14 protein-coding genes and 1 pseudogene are annotated in these 20,571 nt (G+C 58.2%); 9 read left to right on the plus strand and 6 right to left on the minus strand.

Features of this window, described 5'->3' with window-relative positions:
- The coding region (gene lepA, locus LW884_02485) for a translation elongation factor 4 (protein ID MCE3007203.1) at positions 1–1,790 on the minus strand (1,790 nt) is incomplete at its 3' end.
- A gap of 153 nt (positions 1,791–1,943) precedes the next feature.
- On the opposite strand from lepA, the gene LW884_02490 reads away from it, so the two are divergent.
- From LW884_02490 to LW884_02505, 4 genes are all read left to right on the plus strand, one after another.
- The gene (locus LW884_02490) at positions 1,944–3,449 is read left to right on the plus strand and encodes an NAD(P)/FAD-dependent oxidoreductase (GenBank protein ID MCE3007204.1); all 1,506 of its coding nucleotides are present in this window, start codon (positions 1,944–1,946) and stop codon (positions 3,447–3,449) included.
- A gap of 88 nt (positions 3,450–3,537) precedes the next feature.
- Complete coding sequence (locus LW884_02495; protein ID MCE3007205.1) at positions 3,538–4,521, plus strand: magnesium transporter CorA family protein; 984 nt, start codon at positions 3,538–3,540, stop codon at positions 4,519–4,521.
- Positions 4,522–4,528: 7 nt separating this feature from the next.
- Positions 4,529–5,521 carry a glycosyltransferase gene (locus LW884_02500; protein ID MCE3007206.1) on the plus strand — a complete coding sequence of 331 codons (993 nt, stop codon included), beginning with the start codon at positions 4,529–4,531 and terminating at the stop codon, positions 5,519–5,521.
- Between the two features lie 158 nt (positions 5,522–5,679).
- Positions 5,680–6,969, plus strand: coding sequence for a sel1 repeat family protein (locus LW884_02505; GenBank protein MCE3007207.1), 1,290 nt, complete (start codon positions 5,680–5,682; stop codon positions 6,967–6,969).
- Between the two features lie 340 nt (positions 6,970–7,309).
- Here LW884_02505 and LW884_02510 read toward each other — a convergent pair whose 3' ends face one another.
- On the minus strand, positions 7,310–10,372 hold the full coding sequence (locus LW884_02510) for an AsmA family protein (GenBank protein ID MCE3007208.1): 3,063 nt from the start codon (positions 10,370–10,372) through the stop codon (positions 7,310–7,312).
- 70 nt (positions 10,373–10,442) lie between these two features.
- Here LW884_02510 and mazG point away from each other — a divergent pair, with 70 nt between their 5' ends.
- Entirely contained in the window at positions 10,443–11,264 is an 822-nt protein-coding gene (gene mazG / locus LW884_02515; GenBank protein ID MCE3007209.1) for a nucleoside triphosphate pyrophosphohydrolase, read from the plus strand.
- A 78-nt stretch (positions 11,265–11,342) separates the two neighbouring features.
- On the opposite strand, the gene LW884_02520 is transcribed toward mazG, so the two are convergent.
- On the minus strand, positions 11,343–12,182 hold the full coding sequence (locus LW884_02520; protein MCE3007210.1) for an enoyl-CoA hydratase-related protein: 840 nt from the start codon (positions 12,180–12,182) through the stop codon (positions 11,343–11,345).
- 23 nt (positions 12,183–12,205) lie between these two features.
- On the minus strand, positions 12,206–12,754 hold the full coding sequence (locus tag LW884_02525) for a hypothetical protein (GenBank protein MCE3007211.1): 549 nt from the start codon (positions 12,752–12,754) through the stop codon (positions 12,206–12,208).
- Between the two features lie 73 nt (positions 12,755–12,827).
- Between LW884_02525 and lipB the strand changes: the two genes are divergently transcribed.
- Positions 12,828–13,580 carry a lipoyl(octanoyl) transferase LipB gene (gene lipB / locus LW884_02530; GenBank protein ID MCE3007212.1) on the plus strand — a complete coding sequence of 251 codons (753 nt, stop codon included), beginning with the start codon at positions 12,828–12,830 and terminating at the stop codon, positions 13,578–13,580.
- A gap of 89 nt (positions 13,581–13,669) precedes the next feature.
- On the opposite strand, the gene aroB is transcribed toward lipB, so the two are convergent.
- On the minus strand, positions 13,670–14,686 hold the full coding sequence (aroB, locus tag LW884_02535) for a 3-dehydroquinate synthase (GenBank protein ID MCE3007213.1): 1,017 nt from the start codon (positions 14,684–14,686) through the stop codon (positions 13,670–13,672).
- 113 nt (positions 14,687–14,799) lie between these two features.
- Between aroB and LW884_02540 the strand changes: the two genes are divergently transcribed.
- Positions 14,800–16,035: a proline dehydrogenase family protein gene (locus tag LW884_02540; GenBank protein ID MCE3007214.1), complete on the plus strand. Its 1,236-nt coding sequence runs from the start codon at positions 14,800–14,802 to the stop codon at positions 16,033–16,035.
- Positions 16,036–16,160: 125 nt separating this feature from the next.
- On the plus strand, positions 16,161–16,931 hold the full coding sequence (locus LW884_02545; protein ID MCE3007215.1) for a thiazole synthase: 771 nt from the start codon (positions 16,161–16,163) through the stop codon (positions 16,929–16,931).
- 222 nt (positions 16,932–17,153) lie between these two features.
- Here LW884_02545 and LW884_02550 read toward each other — a convergent pair whose 3' ends face one another.
- On the minus strand, positions 17,154–18,023 hold the full coding sequence (locus tag LW884_02550) for a gliding motility-associated C-terminal domain-containing protein (protein ID MCE3007216.1): 870 nt from the start codon (positions 18,021–18,023) through the stop codon (positions 17,154–17,156).
- Positions 18,024–18,233: 210 nt separating this feature from the next.
- Here LW884_02550 and LW884_02555 point away from each other — a divergent pair.
- A pseudogene (locus tag LW884_02555) lies at positions 18,234–18,413 on the plus strand (hypothetical protein).
- Positions 18,414–20,571 lie beyond the last annotated feature (2,158 nt).

Here is a 20,571-nt window from a genome sequence, read left to right on the forward strand (position 1 = left end):
AGCTTCAGCACGGCCATAAAGGCGCTCTGTGGCACCTCTACCGAGCCAATCTGGCGCATGCGCTTTTTGCCCTTCTTCTGCTTTTCCAGCAGCTTGCGCTTGCGGCTGATGTCGCCACCGTAGCACTTGGCGGTTACGTCCTTGCGCAGGGCACGCACCGTCTCGCGGGCTATAACCCGGGTGCCAATGCTGGCCTGTATGGCTATCTCAAACTGCTGGCGTGGGATCAGTTCCTTCAGCTTGGCACACAGTTTTTTGCCATAGTCGTAGGCCTTGTCTCGGTGGATGATGGCACTCAGGGCATCCACTCGGTCGCCGTTCAGCATAATGTCCAGCTTCACCAGGTGGCTGGTTTGGTAGTCGCCCAGCTCATAGTCCAGGCTGGCGTAGCCCTTGCTTATGCTCTTCAGTCGGTCGTAAAAGTCGAACACCACCTCGGCCAGCGGCATGTTGAAGATCAGCTCCACCCGCTCCTGCGTCAGGTAGTTCTGGTTTACAAACTCGCCTCGCTTATCCATACACAGGCTCATGATGCCGCCTATAAACTCGGAGCTGGTGATGATCTGGGCGCGGATGTAGGGCTCTTCCAGGTAGTTGGTGCGTCCGGGGTCGGGCAGCTCGCTTGGGTTGTCTACCCGCATCACGCTGCCATCGGTCAGGTAGGCCTTGTAGCTTACGTTGGGCACGGTGGTGATCACCGTAATGTTGAACTCGCGCTCCAGCCGCTCCTGCACAATCTCCATGTGCAGCATGCCCAGGAAGCCCACCCGGAAGCCGAAGCCCAGGGCAGCCGAGGTTTCGGGCTCAAAGGTGAGGCTGGCATCGTTCAGCTGCAGTTTTTCCAGGCTGGTGCGCAGGTCTTCAAACTCCTCGGTGTCTACCGGGTACACGCCTGCAAACACCATGGGCTTCACCTCCTTGAAGCCCGCAATGGCCCCATCGGCCGGGTGCTCGGCGCTGGTAATGGTGTCGCCCACCTTTACGTCCTTCACCTCCTTTATGCCGGTTATCAGGTAGCCCACGTCGCCCGTACCCACTACCTGGCGGGGTTCCTTTTTCAGCCGCAGTACGCCTATCTCATCGGCATTGTAGGTGCTGGCAGTTTGCATAAACTTCAGGGCCTGGCCCTTAGTCATCTGGCCATCCATTACCCGGAAGTACGTGATTGTACCCCGAAAGGAGTTGAACACACTATCAAAGATCAGTGCTTTCAGCGGCCCCTCGGGGTTTCCGGCAGGGGGGGGGATCAGGGTAACAATAGAAGCCAGGATTTCCTCTATCCCTTTGCCTTCCTTGGCCGATGCCAGGATCACATCTTCGGGCTTGCAGCCTATCAGCTCCACGATTTCATCCCGCACCTCCTCTACCATAGCTCCGGGCAGGTCTATCTTGTTCAGGATGGGAATGATCTCCAGGTTGTTCTCTATGGCCAGGTACAGGTTCGCTATCGTCTGGGCCTGTATGCCCTGTGCCGCATCTACAATGAGCAGGGCCCCCTCGCAGGCCGCAATGGCCCGGCTCACCTCGTAGCTGAAGTCTACGTGGCCCGGGGTATCTATCAGGTTCAGCACATAGGTGTCTCCCTCGTACTGGTAGTTCATCTGGATGGCGTGGCTCTTGATGGTGATGCCTTTTTCGCGCTCCAGGTCCATGTCGTCCAGCACCTGGTTCATCATCTCCCGCTTGCTTATCGTTTGGGTATGCTCCAGCAGGCGGTCTGCCAGGGTGCTCTTCCCGTGGTCGATGTGGGCAATGATGCAGAAGTTTCGGATAAAGGATTGTGCCGGCATAGGGCGCAAAGATACAGCCCTTGGGCGAATTATAGCGCACCCTGCGGGCTTGGCAATAAAAGGGGGGGTATTTCATGTAATAGGGTGCTGTGCGTGCCCGTTTGGCAAACTTGGCAAGGGCCGGGATTGTTGTAAATTGCAGCGTGAGCCGATATGGAAAAGTATGATTTGGTAGTAATCGGTGCGGGGCCGGCAGGGTATGCTGCCACCATGCGTGCCCTGGACCTGGATGCCGATGCCCGCGTGCTGCTGGTAGAGCGGGGAAAAATAGGCGGTGCTGGCGTGTGGAATGGGGCCCTTAGCTCCAAAACCATGTGGGAGCTGAGCAAGGACATCACCAAGCTGGGAATTCGCGATCGCGGCTACCGCGTCAATGATTTTGCCCTTTCGTACAAGGATATTGTACACTGCATAAACGAGGCCGTGGAAGAGCGCACCGGCCACCTGGTGCACCAGCTGCGGCTGCTGGAGCAGCAGGTGTCCAAGCGGTTCAGGCTGGTGCAGGGCTTTGCCCGCCTACAGGATGCGCATCAGGTACACATCCAGCTGGCCGATGGAACCCAGGAGGTGGTTCAGGCCGCCCACATCATCCTGGCCATGGGCAGCCGCCCCCGCTACCTGCCCGGTATACCCATAGACGAGAAGACGATTGTAACCAGCGATGGGATACACGGCTGGGACGACTTTCCGGAGAGCATGGTTATCCTGGGTGCGGGTGTGGTAGGCTGCGAGTACGCCACCATTTTTGCCAACTTTGGCCGCACCTGCGTGCATATCATCAACAAGGGCGAGCAGTTGATCCCCTTTGAAGATGAGGACATTATGCACGTGGTGGCCCAAAACCTGGAGGAGCGCGGGGTGGTGATCCACCGGAACTCGCAGCTACAGGAGATGAAGGTGGTAGACGGTAAGGTGCAGTATACCCTAAGCCTGGCCGACGGCACCACCCTGACCAATACGGTAGAAAAGGCGCTGATCTCGGTAGGCCGCGTAACCAACCTGGAGGGCATGGGCCTGCGCGAGATAGGCCTGGATATAGATGCGCGTGGCAACTTTGTGATAGAAGATACCCAAACCAATCTGCCAAACATCTACGCCATAGGCGACCTGACCGCCGAAATACAGCTAGTAAACGTGGCCGAGATGGAAGGGCGCCATGCCAGCGAGCGCATCTTTGGCCGCCAGCGCGTGGCACTTAGCTACGACAACATAAGCACCATTATGTTCCTTAGCCCCGAGGTGGCCGGTGTGGGCATAAACGAAAAGCAGGCACGCCAGATGGGCATTCCCTACCGCATTGCCAGCTACAGCTATGGCTATATACCCCGGGCCATAGCCATGCGGAATAGCAACGGGTTCTTCAAGCTCATTGTTACCGACGACGACGAAATGCGCCTGCTGGGTATGCGTGCCGTGGGTGCCCAGGCCAGCAGTACCATCGAGGCGGCGGCCCTGCTTATTGCTATGAAGAGAGGGATAGACGAACTGGCCAACCTGATCCACCCACACCCCTCCATTACCGAGGGGATACAGGAGTGCGCACGCATGCTGAAGGGGAATAGCATTGTAAAGCCCCACCTGTTTGCCGCCAACATACGCTGTAGCCGCTATGTAAATGGGCAGTGTATAGACATCATACCCAAGGTAGCTACCCCCTGAAAGTGAGAGCCAGCTTGGCCCCTTGCGCTGAGCTCAACTTGGCAGGGCGGATATCCTTCGGGTAAATTGGGACGACAAAGAGGAAACAATGATACAGCTAACTGCCTACAAAGCCACAGATGCCTATACCCATTCGGTAGAAACCGTTGCCGAACTGCTGACCCAGCTCCCCACCAGCGAGTACAATACCTGGATACACCTGGAGGCAAACCCCACACAGGTAGATGCGGAGCTACTGGTTGCCCACTTTGGCATGGATATTTCGGTAGCGCGCCTGCTGGCCGGCGATCAGCAGGTATACGATGACGACGAGTGTAACGTCAGCGTTATCTGCAAGTTTGATGCCCAATGCCTCAACCCCGATACCGATCAGCATGAACCTACGCTGTTCACTTTTTTGATTGTCAGGGGGGCCCTGATCACGTCTCAGTCTGGCGGCCCCGACTGGTTTGCCCACAGCCGCCAGATGATTCTGAAACAAAAAGGCCGCATGCGAGAAAAGGGCACGGACTACCTGGCCTACCGCCTGCTGAAGGACGGATTCATTGAGCGATATCTGAATCACTTTCAGCAATACCATGAGCAGCTGGAGCAGGTGGGCGACGTAATTTTTGAGGGGCGGGCCAAGGGGGTGCAGGATCGGCTACAGGCCATTCGGGACGAGGTAAAGCTATTCCCCGAGGTAGTGGCCAACCTGGAGAACGTGCTGGAAGCACTGGATGGGGAAGAAAGCGGGGTAATAGACCACAAGGCAGTGCGGCAAATACAGCGCTTCAGTAGCCGTAGGCTTAGAGACCTGAAGGAAACCATCCACCTTACCCAAGCCCAGCTGGGCGACCTGTACCACCTGTACAGAAACCAGCTGAACGAAAGCATAAATCTGGTAATGAAGCGCCTGACAGCCCTCAGTACCGTATTTCTCCCCCTTACTTTTCTTACCAGCTTTTACGGCATGAACTTCCGCTACATGCCCGAGCTAGAAGCTGCCTGGGCCTATCCGGCCACTATTTTAGCCCTACTGCTCATTGGGCTGGGTAGCCTGTGGTACCTGCGCAGGAACGATATGTTTTGACCACAAGATGCCTACGCCTACCTTTTCGTTTATCGTACCGGTGTACAACCGACCCGAGGAAGTGCAGGAGCTGCTGCAAAGCCTGGCCGAGCAAACCGACACGGACTTTGAGCTGATACTGGTGGAAGATGGCAGTACCCGCCCCTGCCGCCAGGTGGCCGACGCCTACGCCCACCAGCTACAGATACACTACTACGCCAAGGAAAATACCGGGGCTGGCCCCAGCCGAAATTACGGGATTGAGCGGGCCAGTGGCACCTATCTGCTGTTTGTAGACTCAGACTGCATCCTTCCCCCCCACTACATTGCCCACACCCGGGCTGCCCTGGCTGCACAGCCCCTGGACTACTGGGGGGGCCCAGACCGTGCCCACCCGCACTTCAGCCCCCTGCAGCGGGCCATCAGCTTTAGCATGACCAGCTGGCTAACCACCGGGGGCATACGCGGCACCCGGCAGAACAAGGTGTTCAACCCCCGCACCTTCAACATGGGGGTGCGGGCCGAGCTGATGCGCAGGTTGGGCGGCTTTTCGCCCTTCTGGCCGGGCGAAGACCTGGAGCTGGCCATACGCGCCCGGGCACAGGGTATATATACGGCCCTGGTGCCGGCTGCCTGGGTGTACCACAAGCGCCGCAGCACCCTTCATTCTTTCTTTCGCCAGGTACGTAGCTTTGGCCGCATGCGCATCCATGTGTACCACCGCCAGCGTACGGGCCTGAAGCCCATGCACTTTCTGCCCGCCCTGTATCTGCTGGGCACCCTGTCTATGCCCATCTGGGTGGGGCTGGGGCTGCTAACCGGCCAGGCATGGCTAGCCCTGGTGCCCCCGGCCCTGTGGCTGGGCTACAACCTGCTGCTGCTGCTGGGGGCCGGGCTAAAAAACGGGCTGCGCGTGGCGCTACTCAGCTTCCTCAGCACCCAGGTCATGTTTTTTGGCTACGGATCGGGCCTGCTCTGGGGCCTGTGGCAGCGCTATGTGCGGGGTCGCCCCCTGGCGTAGGGGTTGGGAGGGTACAGGTAGCTGCCCCCCAGCGACAAGTGGCCTCGAATAAGCAAATCCACCTACCGCTTACCGGAACTTGTGCTAGATTCATCCCGCACATGCTGAGAAATTCCGGTTTCTGGCGTGCCTACCGGATCTTGCTTATTCTTTTCCCTATGTCCACACCTCTAGACTATCTACCGGCCCCGGATTCTCCTCATTACCCCCTGGCCCAAAGGGCGCTAAAGGGGGATGCCGATGCCCAGTATGAACTGGGAGTCCTGGCTAGGACCACCGGCCTAGTATCGCTCGAGGTTGCCGCGTATTGGTACCGGAAAGCAGCGGAGCAGGGACATACAGACGCACAGGTAAACTTGGCAGACATCTATGAACACGGTATTGGGGTAGCAAAAGACCTCAAAGAGGCCTTTCACTGGTACCAACGCGCTGCAGAGCAGGGTAGTTTACATGCTCAGAACCATATGGGTGTACTATACGAACAGGGGAACGAGCTAACGCAAGACTATGCACAGGCGGCACACTGGTACGAACGCGCTGCAGAGCAGGGTAGTTTACATGCCCAGTATAACCTGGGCCTACTATACGAACAGGGGAAAGGGGTGCCGCAAGACTATACACAGGCGGCACACTGGTATCAGACAGCCCTCTCTTGTGGGCCACCGTGGACTATGTTTAAAGGTCTAATTGGCACGGTCAGTTATAGACTGGGGCTATTGTATGAACAGGGCCTTGGGGTAGAGCAAGATGCAAGCCGGGCCCGGGAGCTGTATCTTCAGGCGGCCGAAAGGGGGGCGATTGATGAGGCCATCGAAAGGCTTCGTCCCTTTTTGAAGCCACCCAAGGCCCTTTTTCGGCAAGCCCAGGGGGGCGACCCCAAGGCCCAGTACAAGCTGGCCAAGTGGTATTATAATGGGGCCGTGTATGATTACGAAAAGGCCGCACATTGGTGTCGGCAGGCGGCTGATCAAGATCACAAGAATGCCCAGCACTGGCTGGGGGCGCTCTATGCCCTGGGCCATGGGATAGAACAGGACCCGGCCCAGGCAACGTACTGGTATCAGCGGGCTAGTGACGCTAGTGACCAGGGTGACCCTGAGGCCCTGGTGAACTTGGCCATTCAGGCTTTTCTGGCTGAGGATTTTCCAAAGGCCGTCCAGTGGTATCGGCTGGCAGCCGAAAAGGGTCATGTAGAAGCGCAGTATATTCTGGGAAATATCTATTCAGCCTCTGATGGCGACGAGATAGTAGAGCCAGACTACCCCCAGGCCGTCAACTGGTACCTGCAGGCAGCTGAACAGGGCCACCCAGATGCCCCCTATGCGTTAGGTAAACTATACGAAGAGGGGAAGGGGGTAGCTAAAGACGAGGCACAAGCCATCCATTGGTACCGCCAGGCAACGGATAATTATAGGGCGATAGAACGACTTCGCCAGCTAGGCGTGTAAGCCCCCGCTTCGGCTCTTGCTGCGAGCCTAAAGAAGCGTAGATATTCACCGAGACCCAGGTGTGGTTTAGCGGGTTGATACATATGCACTACTAGCCTTCATATCTTTCATTTTGGGTTGATGTTTTTGGATTTTGAGAGCTGAATTTTCGAACCGTTTCAGCTGGCCTCAGTCCATTGTTTAGATATCCTCTGTGGAGGCGTTCCTGGTTGTGGTGTTCTAGCCACTGGTCCGGGCGTGGCTGTGTGGGTTTCACTGTCGGTGTGGCGGTTCTGAATGAGATGGGGATGCCCCCCCTTTTGCAGGCCCATGCAGCAGGAAAGCGCGTACCGCGTATCGCCTACCATTTTGGTATCGGCAGCTTCTTTTTCTGCTCCTCCAGCGCCTTTTTGGCTTTTTCCTCTGCGGCCTTCTTCTCGGCTGCAGCCTTGGCTTCCAGCTCCTTGCGCTGCTGCTCCATCCGGGCTTCGGCAGCTTTCCGCTCGGCCTCGGCCTTGGCTTCCAGTGCTTTGCGCTCTTCCTGTAGCCGCTGCTCTGCCTCGGCCTTAGTCTGGTCTATCTTTTCCTGGCCCTTGTCCTTCAGGTCCTGCAGCTTCTCGTCGGCTTTGGCCTTCAGGTCGCTCTTGGCATCGCCGGTGCCGGTGCCCGGTGCCCCACCCACTTTCTTGATCGTGGGCTTATCGTAGGTGCCCCCCACATTCATTGTGGCGGCTATGCGGTCTGGGGCTGCCAGCTGCTGGCCTGTAAACTGGCTCAGGGCAGTGGCCGCAGCCTTTCCGGCCTCACCGGTGGGTAGGTCCAGCTTCACCAGGTAGTCCAGGCTGCCATCCAGGCCATTGCTACCCCCTATGTTCATGCGGGTATTGCCCCGCTTCACGTCAAATGGCTGCACGTACAGGCGCCCACCCTTGATCTCAAAGTCGAAACGCGTACCGCCCAGATCCAGCTGGTCAAAATTGGCCAGCTGGGTTACCGCGCTCAGTTTTTTCAGGGCGGGTATATTCTTGGCCGTGCCCTCGGTTATGGCTACAAAGCCCTTGCCATACACCGTTTCGTATACGGGGTTGAGTTCCCGGTCTAGCTGCCCCTTCAGTACAAAGTTTGTGCCAAAGCGGCCATCTACCTGCCTGGCCACAGGGGCCAGCTTTTGCACCAGGCCCAGGTTGTTGTAGGCCTCCTGCATGCCCAGGCCCTGAATGCGGAAGTCGAGATCGAAGGCCGGATTCTGGCCGGTCTTGGCTGCGTACAGGCCCGACAGGGCAAAATCTCCCTGCAGGAGCTTGAACGTATTCTGGCGCAGATACAGCGTCTGGTCGCGCAGCTCCAGATTACCCACAAAGTTTGTGAGCTCCATTTTGTCGTACAGAATCTTGTCGATCTGGCTGCGGAAGACAAAGGCCACATTGGCCGGCAGGGGTTCGGCCACGGTGGCCTCCTCTGCTTGCTGGGGTTGCTCGCCGGGTGCATCCTCACTCATCCACTCATTGGCATCCAGGTAGGCGCTTTTCAGCTCCAGGTTCCCCTTCAGCACATCCCCCTTTATCAGGTAGCCCAGGTAGTTTTCTACCCGGCCCTTCAGGTTCAGGTCCGACTTTCCGATCTTGCCCTCATAGCGGTTGAGCGCCAGGTAGGCGGGTTGCACCTCCAGCTCGGCCTGGCGGATGCTGAGGCCCTGGGGCAGGTCTGTGCTCTTGTAGTACAGGTCTTTTATCGCAATACGCCCGCTGGCCTTCGAGCTGTAGGGGTTGGACTGTAGCTGGCTATACTGCCCCTCGGTATCCACATCCAGCTGTACCGTGCCGGCCATTTCGGTACCCTCCATGGGGTAGATGCGGCCCAGCTTTTTCAGGTCCAGGGTACCAGCCAGCTTCAGCCGGAAGCTAGGGTCGTCAAAGTTTTTGACAAAAGCCGCCGCCGATATGGGCTGCTTGTCTATTTCGGCATGGAAGTGGGGCATCTTCAGCTCCATAGCCTGCAGGGTGCCTTCGGTATTGGTTAGCTCTGCGTGGAAGTTCAGGTTTTCGATCGCGGCAGGAAAGTCGTTGCTCTTCAGGTAGCCATACTTCATGTCTGCTACCACCTGCATGTTTGGCAGCTTTTCCTCCTCTACCCTACCCTTCACCCGGGCATCCAGTGCCAGCTCTCCCGCCAGGCTCAGCCCCTCTATGGGGTAGAAGGTGGCCAGGGTTTTCAGGTTCAGGCGGGCTTTCAGGCCGGCCTCGTAGTAGGCATTGGTCAGGCCCTTCATCAGCAGATGGGCATCCAGGGGGTTACCTGCCAGGTTGGCGTGCAGCCTGCGTACCTGTATCTGCATCTGCTCCAGGTCGGCACCTGGGCTGTTCACCTCAGCATCCACCTGTATATCCGTCACCTTGGCGGGCAGGTCGGGGTAGTGGAAGCTGCCGTTCTTTACTTGCATCTTTACGTTGAAGGCCGGGTACTGCGTGTCATTATACACCCCCCGTGCGTAGCCCGAGAAGGCCAGGCTTCCATCGGCCTCCAGTTTGTCAAAGTCTTGGGTATACATGGCCGGTACCAGGCTCAGCAGCTGCTTGAACCCGGTGTGGGTGGTGGCAAACTTCAGGTCCATCCGTATGTCATCCGTGGGCATCTCCACCAGCCCGCTTAGGGTCAGGCCCAGTTCATTCAGTTCTATCTCGTTTTCCTTCAGGGTATAGCGGCTCTTGGCATTGTCAACTTCCAGGGCCATCTTGGCCCCCACCCGTATGTGGTTCAGGTAGGGCACCCCGTCATAGTCTACCAGGGCATCGGCTATGCTTAGCTCATTCTCCACATCGTATAGGTCTCCATGTATCCGCACCCCGGTCTCCAGGTCTAGCTGGCGCAGGTGGGTGTACACCGGCATGGTAGGGTCGTCGTAGATGATGTCGGCATCCTGTAGCTCAAAGCTGCGTATGTTCAGCCGCAGGGGTTCCGCATCCGGCTCGGGCTTGCTGCTATCAGGCAGGGCTATGTCATAGTTAGCCCGTCCGTCTGCCAGGATCACCACTTTTATCCGGGGAGCCACCAGGCGTACCTTTATTATCTCGGGTACGTCCTCAAAAAAGAGGTTGAACAAGCTAACTGCCGCCTGCAAATCCTGGGTAGCCAGCAGGGTATCGCTGGCAAATACGCCTTTGCCCCGGATGCTCAGGTCTTCCAGCCGGATGCTCACATGCGGAAAATGGCTGAAGAGACTCAGGCTCATATCCCCATAGTTCAGCTCGGCTACCTCCTTGTTCAAATTATTATTGATCTCCCGTTTTACCGCCTCGTGAATCCGATCCTTAAATAAAATGGGAATCAGGATAGCTGCGAGCAGAAAAAGTGCAACCAGGGAGCCCGCGCTTAGCAGGATGATACGCAAGATGCGCTGGAAGGGAATCTTTGTTTTGGCGGCCATGGTATGAGGAGGGCTAGGAGGTGCAAAATTTAGGTATTTTCGGGGCAAAATAAAGCCTGATCGGCACGCGATGGACAAAAAAACAATAGCGGTAAAGCACCATACGGACTATGGCCAGGCCCTACCTGCGTTCGGGCGCCTGCTGCGCATACTGGACGAGCTGCGCGAGCACTGCCCCTGGGACCGAGAGCAGACCCTGGAGAGCATCCGGCACCTGAGCATAGAGGAGGTGTATGAGCTGAGCGATGCCATCCTGAACCAGGACTACGACGAGCTGGCGGGCGAGCTAGGCGACGTGCTGCTGCACGTGGTGTTTTATGCGCGGATAGCAGACGAGCAGGGTCGGTTTGACATAGGCCAGGTACTACACCGCATCTGCGAGAAGCTGATCCGCCGCCACCCGCACATCTACGCCGATGTGGAAGCTGCCAGCAGCGATGCCGTAAAGGCAAACTGGGAGCAGATAAAGCAGCAGGAGGGCAAGGGCAAGGCCCGGGGCGTACTGGCCGGGGTGCCCAGCGGCCTGCCTGCCCTGGTAAAGGCCCACCGGATGCAGGAAAAGGCCCGGGGCGTAGGCTTTGACTGGCCGAGCAAGGAGGGCGTGTGGGAGAAGGTGGAAGAAGAGCTGGGCGAATTCAGAGCAGCTGAGCAGCAGGGAGAACGAGCGCAGATGGAAGCCGAGTTTGGCGACCTGCTGTTTTCGCTGATCAACTATGCGCGTTTTGTGGGCATAAATGCAGAGGACGCGCTAGAACGAACAAACCGGAAATTCAAGCAGCGCTTTCAGCAGATGGAAGCCCAGGCGGAGCTGGCGCAGCGGAGCCTGAAAGAATACAGCCTGGCCGAGCTGGAGGCCCTGTGGCAGGCCGCCAAGCAGACCGAAGGAGCCTGATCGGCTGGCTCACATCTTGCAAGTTTTGCAAGCCCGTATCGTACCGATGGGGCGGCTTGCGCACAAAAGTGGCGGATGCTACTGGCCACCCGCAGGCCGGGCCCAATCGGGCTTGCGCTTTTCGCGAAAAGCGGCCAGGCCCTCCTTTGCCTCATCGGTTTGTAGCAGGGTGTTCAGCTGCTGCTTTAGCCAGGCATGCTCCTGCTCGGCGGGTATGTGCTGCAGGCCCTGCCAGGCAGCCAGGCCGGCGCGTATGGCGCCCGGGCTGTTCTCCTTCAGTTCAGCTATAAGCCCTGCAATGCGGGCATCCAGTTCGGCCTCGTCGGCACACAGCTCGGTAATGAGGCCCAGCTGCAGGGCCTGGCTGGCAGATAGTACCTGGCCGCGCATGCACAGGTCTAGCAGCGTGCGCTGGGGCAGCAGGGGGCGCAGGCTAGCCATCACCTGCATGGGCCATATACCCCGCTTCACCTCGGTAAGAGAAAAGGTAGCGGCCGGGGTAACATACACCTGGGTGCAGCCGCTCACCAGCAGGAATGCCCCCGCCATCATGGGGGCATGGATGCGGGCTATACAGGGCTTGTGCAGTCCCTTCAGCTGCTCGCCCAGCAGCACCTCCTGGCCTGTGTCGGGTACAGTGCTGTCATTCGGCTCTTCGGGCAGGCCGGCAAACACCCGTAGGTCGGCCCCGGCGCAGTATACATCGCCCCGCGCCTGTAGTACCACCATCCATACATCAGCAGCATAATGCGCATAAGACAGCATATAGGCGATCTCGCGCATCAGGGTGGGGCCCATGGCATTCTTCTTCTCTGGCCGGTTCAGGGTCAGGGTTAGCACATGGTCCTGCTGCTCATACAGCAGGTGTGCAAAGGTGTGCTGCTCCGGGGGGCTTAGCTGCGCTTGGGTGTAGTGCATGGTTCCTGGGTTTTCAGGCGGGGCTACTGGGGCTGTCGGCTCATCTGGTTCAGGTCATTCTTCAGCACCCGCATAGCCTGCAGCAGGCTATTTTCTTCCCAGGCCCGCATGCGGTCGTATACCGCCTGTGCAAAGTCGGGGCCCGTGGCTTGCTCGGGCAGCCGGGCCTGCACGTCCTGGTACAGCCGGCTCACGTCCAGGCGGGCGCGGGCCAGCAGTGTCCAGCCTGCTTCGCTAATGTACAGCTGCTGTACCTGGTTGTGCTCATACTCCTGCTCCAGCTCGTTCAGCAGCTGCTCGCACAGGGCCCGGCCACCCAGCTGTGGCTGCAGGCGCGTGTGCCGCACCAGGCTATTTACCGGGTTAATGCGCTCCAGGTATAGCACGGCCCGCTCATAGGCGGCCAGGCGCAGGGGCAGGATCTTGGTGTAGGCATGCAGGCGGAGTTCGCCCGTCTGTCGGCGGTATTCCTGCTTCAGCTGCTGCCGGAAAATGCCGAGGCCAGCCAGGATAACCAGGGCTGCCGGTACGCTGTAGGCCAGCACTTGCGCCAGTAGTTCTATGGGGTCCATGCGGCTAAGTTAACACAGTTGTGCGGATACCGGGAATTTGGAACCATAGAGACCCACCGGTTATTTTTAGGGGATGTATCAGCACCCAAACAAGGCAGTGATTTTTGAGGACTGGGGGCGGATAGACTATGCCGATGCCTGGAACAGGCAGAAGGACTATCTCCATCGCACAGCCGAGCTGAAAATGGCGGCGCGCAGGGCGGATCGCGAGCCGGTTACGCCCAACTACCTGGTGTTCTGCGAGCACCCACCCGTGTACACCCTGGGCAAGAGTGGAGATGCGGGGCACCTGCTGGTGCCGCGTGCCGAGCTGGAGCAGCGGGGCGTACAGTTCTACCAGGTAGAGCGGGGGGGAGACATTACCTACCACGGGCCCGGCCAGCTGGTGGGCTACCTCATCCTGGATCTGGAGAACTTTATGACAGACCTGGATCGCTTTCTGCGCAGCATCGAGCAGGCCATTATAGACGTACTGGCCACCTATGGGCTAAGGGCAGACCGCTACCCGGGCTATACGGGCGTGTGGCTGGCCCCCCACACACCTGCCGAGCGTAAGATTGCCGCCATCGGCATCAAGTGCAGCCGCTGGGTAAGCATGCATGGTTTCGCCTTCAATGTGCATACAGACCTCAGCTACTTCAGCCACATTGTACCCTGCGGCATAGCGGGCAAGGCTGTGGCCAGCCTGGACCGCGAGCTGGCTGCACCCCCCACCCTAGCCCAAGTGAAAGAGCGGATGCGCACCGCACTGGCAGCCGTATTCGAATGGGAGTATGTGGAAAATTTTCAGCATTTATCCACAAAAAACATGGGCAAAAGCCACTGAGGCTGAAAGCATTCTGAACAGCTCATTTTGAACAGAAACCCTGGCTAAAAGGGAAGCCTCCAGGCACGATACCCGGATATCTCCCCACTTTACCAGGGTGTCTGGCTCTCAGCTATACTTTGCGTTACAAGGGCCTCGCTCACCTCTATATCATAGTCGCACTGGCCTATAGCCCTCAGCAGGCTAAACCGAAAGCTACCCGAGCGGTTTTTCTTATCCAGGCGCATCAGCTGTAGCACAGCCGGCACAGCCTGTGCAGGCAGCCGGGTGGGATAGCCCAGCCCGGTCAAGACGTGTGCAATCTCTTGTACAGCCGCCATAGGCAGGCCGGTTTTCAGGGCCGCCAGGCGTGCCTCCAGCAGCATGCCCAGGGCCACGGCTTCGCCATGCAGCAGGGGCTCGTCTGTAGCCAGGTAGTAGCTCTCGATGGCGTGGCCTAGGGTGTGGCCGAAATTCAGAATCTTGCGCAGGCCTTTTTCTGTGGGGTCCTGCTGCACTACCTGGGCCTTCAGGCTTACACTGTGGGTTACCACCTCGGCCAGTGCCACTGGCCCGGTGGGCAGGCCTGCCTTGCAGTGGTCCCAGTAGGCAGCATCGGCTATCAGGCCGTGCTTCAGCACCTCGGCATAGCCGCTCAGCAGCTGGCGGGGGGGGAGTGTGGCCAGAAAACCGGGCCAGATCACCACCTGCTCGGGCTGATAAAAGGTGCCGATCAGGTTTTTTCCTCCCTCAAAGTCGATGCCCGTCTTTCCACCCACGCTGGCATCTACCTGGCTTAGCAGCGTGGTGGGGCACAGCACTACCGGTAGCCCGCGCATGTAGGTACTGGCCACAAAGGCTGCCATGTCTGTGGTAACGCCGCCGCCTACCGCCAGTACCAGGCCGGCACGGTCGGCCCCCACGGCCAGCAGGTGCTGCCACATGTGTGTGGCTGTTTGCAGGGTCTTGTGCTGCTCTCCACTAGGCACCACAAAGCGAGACTGCACCTGCAGCTGTGCCAGCAGGCTGCTGTGGCAGCGCGCAGCCTCTGCATCCACAAACAGGTGTACCGCCCTACCAGACAGCAGGGGCTGTAGGGTGGCCAGAAAATCGTGGGCGATACACACACCGGAGGGCCAAAAATTCGCTTGCATCTTCGACTGGGAAAATGCAAAATTACGCATCAAATAAGCAGGCTGAAAACCCACTACAGGCCACCCTTGTTCTATACACAATCTCCATGCCCTCCAGCCACCCGAATTCGACCTCGCCTGAGCCGCAGAGCCGTGTCTCGTTTAGCAACACACGCGAGGCTTTTACCTACAAATCCACCCAGGAGCTGCAACGGGCAGCCCTACTGTTCCGCAGCATAGGCTGGCCTGTGCTGGCCCGGATTGGGCCACGTGTGCTCAATACGGCGCTGGGCCTTAGGCTACCCATACGGGGCCTGGTGCGCCGCTTCTTCTTCGATCAGTTTTGCGGGGGATACAACCTGCCGGAGGCACAGGCCACCGCGCAGAAGCTGTATGCCTATGGGGTACGGTGTACCCTGGACTACGCCGTAGAAGCCCTGAAAAGCACAAAAGGGTATGAGCAAACCAAGGAAGAAATTCTGAAAGCCATCCGGCATGCCAAAGATCATCCCGAGATAGCCTTTGTGGCCATCAAGCTTACCGGGCTGGGCAACCTGCATGCGCTGGCAGCGGCGCAGCCGGGGCTGCGGACGGTACCCGATGGACGGGATATGGACCAACTGGTGCAGCGACTGGAGGCAATATGCCAGTATGCACGCGATGCCGACCAGCCAATCATGATAGATGCAGAAGAGAGCTGGATACAAGACCAGATAGACCAGCTGGCAGAGCGCATGATGCTGACCTATAATACCCACAAGGCCATCGTATACACCACCATACAGATGTATCGGCACGACAGGCTGCACTACCTGAAGCAGCTGGCGCAGCAGTTTGCCGAGAAGGGGGTAAAACTGGGGGTAAAACTGGTAAGAGGTGCCTACCTGGAAACAGAGCATGAGCGTGCACGCGTGCTGGGCTACCCCACCCCCATGCAGCCCAGCAAGGCCGCTACGGATGCCGACTACGATGCCGCCGCCAGCTACATACTCAGCCGGATAGAGGACATTGCCCTGTGTGCAGGCACCCATAGCGAAAAGAGCTGCGCCCACATTGTGCAAGAAATGGAAGCAAGAAACCTGGCGCATGGCCATCCGCATATCATCTTTAGCCAGCTGTATGGCATGAGCGACCACATAAGCTTTAACCTGGCCCGGGCACAGTACAACGTAAGCAAATACCTGCCCTATGGCCCACTGGAAGAGACGATGCCGTATCTATTCCGGCGGGCAAGCGAAAACACCAGCATAGCCGGACAGAGCGGACGAGAGCTGGCCCTGATAGAGCAAGAGCTGGCCCGAAGAAAAAAGGAAGGCCGCAGGCCCAGTAGATCCAAGTCGTAGTAGCCAGCTGGCTGGCACAAGTGCGAAAAGCCAGGTACTGGTGCGAAAGCTTAGGCAGGGCGCAACACAAAAAAGGATCCGCATGGGGGTTGGATGAATACAAAAACCTCCTGTATCTTAGGCTGATGGATAAGTGGGAGATAGGCGGAAAAGCGTTCTCCAGCAGGCTGCTGCTGGGTACAGCCGGATATAGCAGCCCGGGCCTAATGCTGCAGGCGCTGGAGGCGGGTGCTAGCGAAATTGTAACCGTAAGCGTAAGGCGAATAGGCCTGGCTCAGGTATCAGACACTTTTCTGGATGCAGACTTCTTTCAGTCGGTGCAGCTACTGCCCAATACAGCCGGGTGCTACACGGCCCGAGACGCGGTTTTTACGGCCGAACTGGCGCGTGAGGCCCTGGGGGTAGACTGGATAAAAGTAGAAGTGATAGGTGATGAGCATACCCTGCTGCCCGATGCAGTAGAGCTGCTGAAGGCGTGCGAGCAGCTGGTAAAAGCCGGGTTTACGGTACTACCCTACTGCACAGACGACCCCATCCTGTGCCGGCGCCTGGCCGATCTGGGCTGCGCGGCCGTGATGCCCCTGGCGGCACCCATTGGCAGTGGGCTGGGCATCCGCAACCCCCACAACCTGGAACTGATAAGAGCCGCAGTACACCTGCCCGTAATCGTGGATGCAGGCATAGGCACGGCCAGCGACGCGGCCCTGGCAATGGAACTGGGCTGCGATGCCATCCTGCTAAACACAGCCGTGAGCCAGGCCGAAGACCCCGTAGCCATGGCCACTGCCATGCGGCTGGGGGTGGAGGCGGGCCGCCTGGCCTACCGGGCGGGGCGCATCCCCCGGATACAGCATGGCCGCGCCTCCACCCCACCGGCGGGCAGGCCCACGCTATAGGCAGGGCCGAAACAGGACGGACAGGCGGGGGCCGCCAAGCGCCCCGCACCTAAACCGCTTGCCCTACACGTCAACAGGACACGAGTAATCTGCTGCCTGCTGCCAGGCGGGCTGATACCTACCTGACCTCTGCTGCGCCTTTAAAAAGCCAAGCGGGCTAAAGTGTTTGCACACCCTAGCCCGCCTGACGCGATATAAAAAGAACCGCTCGCTGTACCGCTATTACCTGACCAGCGTAATGGTGCCCTGGCGACTATCTCCCCCTGGGCCCTCCCAGCTGTAGTAATATACACCCTCAGGGGCATCTTTTCCATCCCAAACGGGGAAGCCCTCGTACATCAGCGTGCCCCATCGGTCAAAGATTTTCACACGCGTCTGCGGATCGATCGTTGTCTCAAGAAGGCCTGGCCAGGTATCATTCGTACCATCCGCATTGGGAGAGAATGCATTTGGCAGGAGAATGGACTGTGTCACCTCCACGCGCTGCTCGGCAGTATACGTGCAGCCATCTGGCGACAGGATGTTGAGGCGCAGGGTGTATCGTCCCGAACGGCTGTAGGTTATAGGCACAGGCTGCTCACCCACATAGCTGGCGGGCGTACCGCCTGGGAACTCCCAGCTGTAGCTACTACCAGCAGGCACCTGAGACTGGTTCAGGATCGTTACCTGCTTTTCGGCAGGTAGGCTTAGCCTGCCCGGCCTTACCTGGAAGCTGGCAGTGCCAGATTCTCTGGTAACCGTGATGTTGGAAGCCGTACTCCAGCAGCCGTTCTGCTCAGCACGCAGGTAGTAGGTGCCACCAGCAGTTACGGCCCTGGCACCGGCATAGGGCACAGACCGGTCTATGCCGTTCTCCGCATCCTGCCAGTACCAGCTAACCCCCGGAGCAGGGATCCCCGTAGCCTGTAGGTTGGTTGCCTCACAGCCCACGTTCACCTCGCTTAGCGCACCGGGCACAGCCGGGATCGGATTGATGGTGAAGCTCACCAGGCCGAAGCCAGCACTCCAGCAGGTGCCATTGTGGGCACGCAGGTAGCGGGTGTAGTTACCCGTAGCCGATACCGTGACAGCGCCGGTGTAGGGGCTTGTCATGTCGGTGTGCGTGCTGGGGTCGTTACCACTCTGCCAGTAGTAGGTTACTCCGGCGGGGGCGGCAGTCGTTGCGCTCACCTGCACGGGCTGGTCGCAGGTAGGCCCGGTGGGGTTGGCCTGCAGCACCGGGTTGGCCGGGGTGGGCAGGATAGTCACAGAAATGCTGACAGCATCACTCCAGCAGCTGCCTGTGTTGGCACGCAGGTAGTAGGTACCGCTGGCAGTTGCGGCGAATGGGGCCGTGTAGGAACTGGTGGTTTCGGTGCCAGTGGCACTTGTCTGCCAGTACCAGCTTACACCTGTAGCCGGGCTACCAGCAGCACTTATGCTGGTGCTGGTACAGGCGGGCGTGGTGGCGCTAAGGGCACCGGGCTGGGCTATGGTGGTGCTGTTGAGCTCTACCTTGTTCGTAAAGGCTGCTGTTCCGGCCCCATTGTTATCGATCACCCGACGGCGGAAGAAGCGTTGCTCCTGCACGCTGGGCGCAGCAGGATCGTAGGTAAGGCCAGTTGCCCCAGCTATATCATTCCATACGCCGGATCCTGCCAGGCTGTCCTGCCACTGATACACATAGGGGGGATTCCCATCGGCAGCAGGAGCCACGCTGGTAAAGACTGCGGGATCCTGGCCCAGGCAGATAGTTTGGCTGGCCGCGATTTCGCCTGGATCGAGCGGATCTACGGCAGGTCCGGTCAGGGTAATCTCAAAGTTGGTGGTATTTACAGCCCGACTATCGAACATCATTACATAGGTTGTATTGGGTGGATAGGTGTTGGGCCCAATAGCAATGTTAGTGTTATCCGACTGATTGAAGCAGCTTAGGGTAGTTCGGTCCGACGGACTGCAGGCGCTAGCACCCGTTACCTGCATGAGTTCAAACTGGATGCCGGAGTTCGGCGGATCGGTAACAATGCTGGTTACATCTATCGTTAGTTCTCCGCCAGTGCTATTGGTGGTAAAGGTATACCATACCGACTGCTGAATGGTGGTACCGCCGCCCGAGCAGGAAGAGAAGCTGGCATCTTCGGTTGGGTCTGCAGATCCAAAGTTGGTCTGGGTGGCCTGGGTAACCCCCACGCTTAGCTGTATGGGATTACTACAGTGGTCATTACAGTTCGGGAAGGTGGCCAGGTTAGCCACAGCCAGGTCATTCGGGGTATATTCGTCTACCAGACCATTGGGCATCTTTATCCAGGCACGCACCGTACTGCCGCCATTAGGGATGGAAAAGCCACTCAAACTTACCACTTGGTTGGCCCCCGGGGCTATATTCAGTCCGGTTACATTTCTGGTCTGCGGCACACCATCTATCTCCACAGTTACCTGGGCCGAGGTAATGTTGGCGCTACCCGGGCAGGGGGTTCGGTTGCCCAGGGTGATATCCATATCGTAGGTAGAGTTGAGGCAGCCGCGTATGTTCGTTATCGTGGCATCGAGCGGGCTGTCACTTATCCTGAAATTATCTACCGCAAACTGGGCCGGTACACCAGTGGGTATCCAGGCTACATGTGCCCAGATACGGAACTGCACGCAGCTTGCAGCGGTCAGATTGCACAGCGGCATGCGTGCCTGCTGCCAGCTGCTGCGGGTGGTGGTAAGGCCAGGGCCACTCAGGCCAGGACTGCCCCAGCCGGTGGTCCAGCCGCTGGGGGCGGCAGAATACCAGCTGGCATCCGGGTCGGTATTGCTGCCTAGCGTTGTCCAGCTACTCGTTCCGTTTAATTGATACTCCACAATTACGCGACTACCCCAGCAGCAGTTCAGGATATTGCCGATCTGCATCTTGTAGTCGAAAGAAAGAATGGGATTGGTGGTACCATTTAGATCAAAAATAGGAGAATAAAGTGCGGGAGAATTGCTCTGGTTGGCCACCATGCTGGTATACCAGGCACCGCCCTGGCTGGCATCTACGCCACTAAAACCAGCATAGTTGGCGGGAAGGCTGCTGCTCTGCACCCAGGTATTGGTACCGGTTCCGGAAGCGTTTGCAGCCACCCAACCCAGGCTACCACTGTTAAAATCAGCCGTATAGGGATAGTTATCTACAAAAGGCACAGATACGTTTAGACTTAATCTCGATGTGTCATTGCTCCGGTTGCTCTCCGTGGTAAAATCTGTAAAAGCGGTGAGTGTATAGGCCCCACTCGCCCCTAAGTCTACCAGCCCTGCAAAATCATAGTCCAGTGTAGCACTGGGGTTTACGCTTGTACTCACAACCTCTGTAATAGATTGTAGTCCATTGGGTCCATTTATCCTCAAGGTAACTGGGATACTACCCACCGGGCTACATCCATTATTGAAAATACGCACCCTGGCAGTGGTTCCGGCACTGTAGCTACAGGTTCCAGCGGCTGTATTCTGAGGCGCCAAAATGGCGTTTACTGAGAAGTCTGGTCCCTGCTCAAAGATCTCAAAGTTATCTACGGCAAACTCCGCATCTACCCCGGCAGGCAGCCAGGCATAGTGCATCCATATGCGGAAGCGAACGCAGCCCTGACCAATCAGGCCACACAGGTTGCGCGATACCGAGGTCCAGTTGGGCACGGCC

The sequence above is a fragment of the Bacteroidota bacterium genome, assembly GCA_021300195.1.
In the GTDB taxonomy this organism is placed as follows: Bacteria; Bacteroidota; Bacteroidia; order J057; family JAJTIE01; genus JAJTIE01.

Excerpts from the sequence above, each read along its gene's own strand:
- LW884_02490 (MCE3007204.1), top strand. The coding sequence starts at position 1,944 with ATGGAAAAGTATGATTTGGTAGTAATCGGTGCGGGGCCGGCAGGGTAT.
- LW884_02495 (MCE3007205.1), top strand. The coding sequence starts at position 3,538 with ATGATACAGCTAACTGCCTACAAAGCCACAGATGCCTATACCCATTCG.
- LW884_02500 (MCE3007206.1), top strand. The coding sequence starts at position 4,529 with ATGCCTACGCCTACCTTTTCGTTTATCGTACCGGTGTACAACCGACCC.
- LW884_02505 (MCE3007207.1), top strand. The coding sequence starts at position 5,680 with ATGTCCACACCTCTAGACTATCTACCGGCCCCGGATTCTCCTCATTAC.
- LW884_02510 (MCE3007208.1), bottom strand. The coding sequence starts at position 10,372 with ATGGCCGCCAAAACAAAGATTCCCTTCCAGCGCATCTTGCGTATCATC.
- mazG (MCE3007209.1), top strand. The coding sequence starts at position 10,443 with ATGGACAAAAAAACAATAGCGGTAAAGCACCATACGGACTATGGCCAG.
- LW884_02520 (MCE3007210.1), bottom strand. The coding sequence starts at position 12,182 with ATGCACTACACCCAAGCGCAGCTAAGCCCCCCGGAGCAGCACACCTTT.
- LW884_02525 (MCE3007211.1), bottom strand. The coding sequence starts at position 12,754 with ATGGACCCCATAGAACTACTGGCGCAAGTGCTGGCCTACAGCGTACCG.
- lipB (MCE3007212.1), top strand. The coding sequence starts at position 12,828 with ATGTATCAGCACCCAAACAAGGCAGTGATTTTTGAGGACTGGGGGCGG.
- LW884_02540 (MCE3007214.1), top strand. The coding sequence starts at position 14,800 with ATGCCCTCCAGCCACCCGAATTCGACCTCGCCTGAGCCGCAGAGCCGT.
- LW884_02545 (MCE3007215.1), top strand. The coding sequence starts at position 16,161 with ATGGATAAGTGGGAGATAGGCGGAAAAGCGTTCTCCAGCAGGCTGCTG.
- LW884_02550 (MCE3007216.1), bottom strand. The coding sequence starts at position 18,023 with ATGACAAGCCCCTACACCGGCGCTGTCACGGTATCGGCTACGGGTAAC.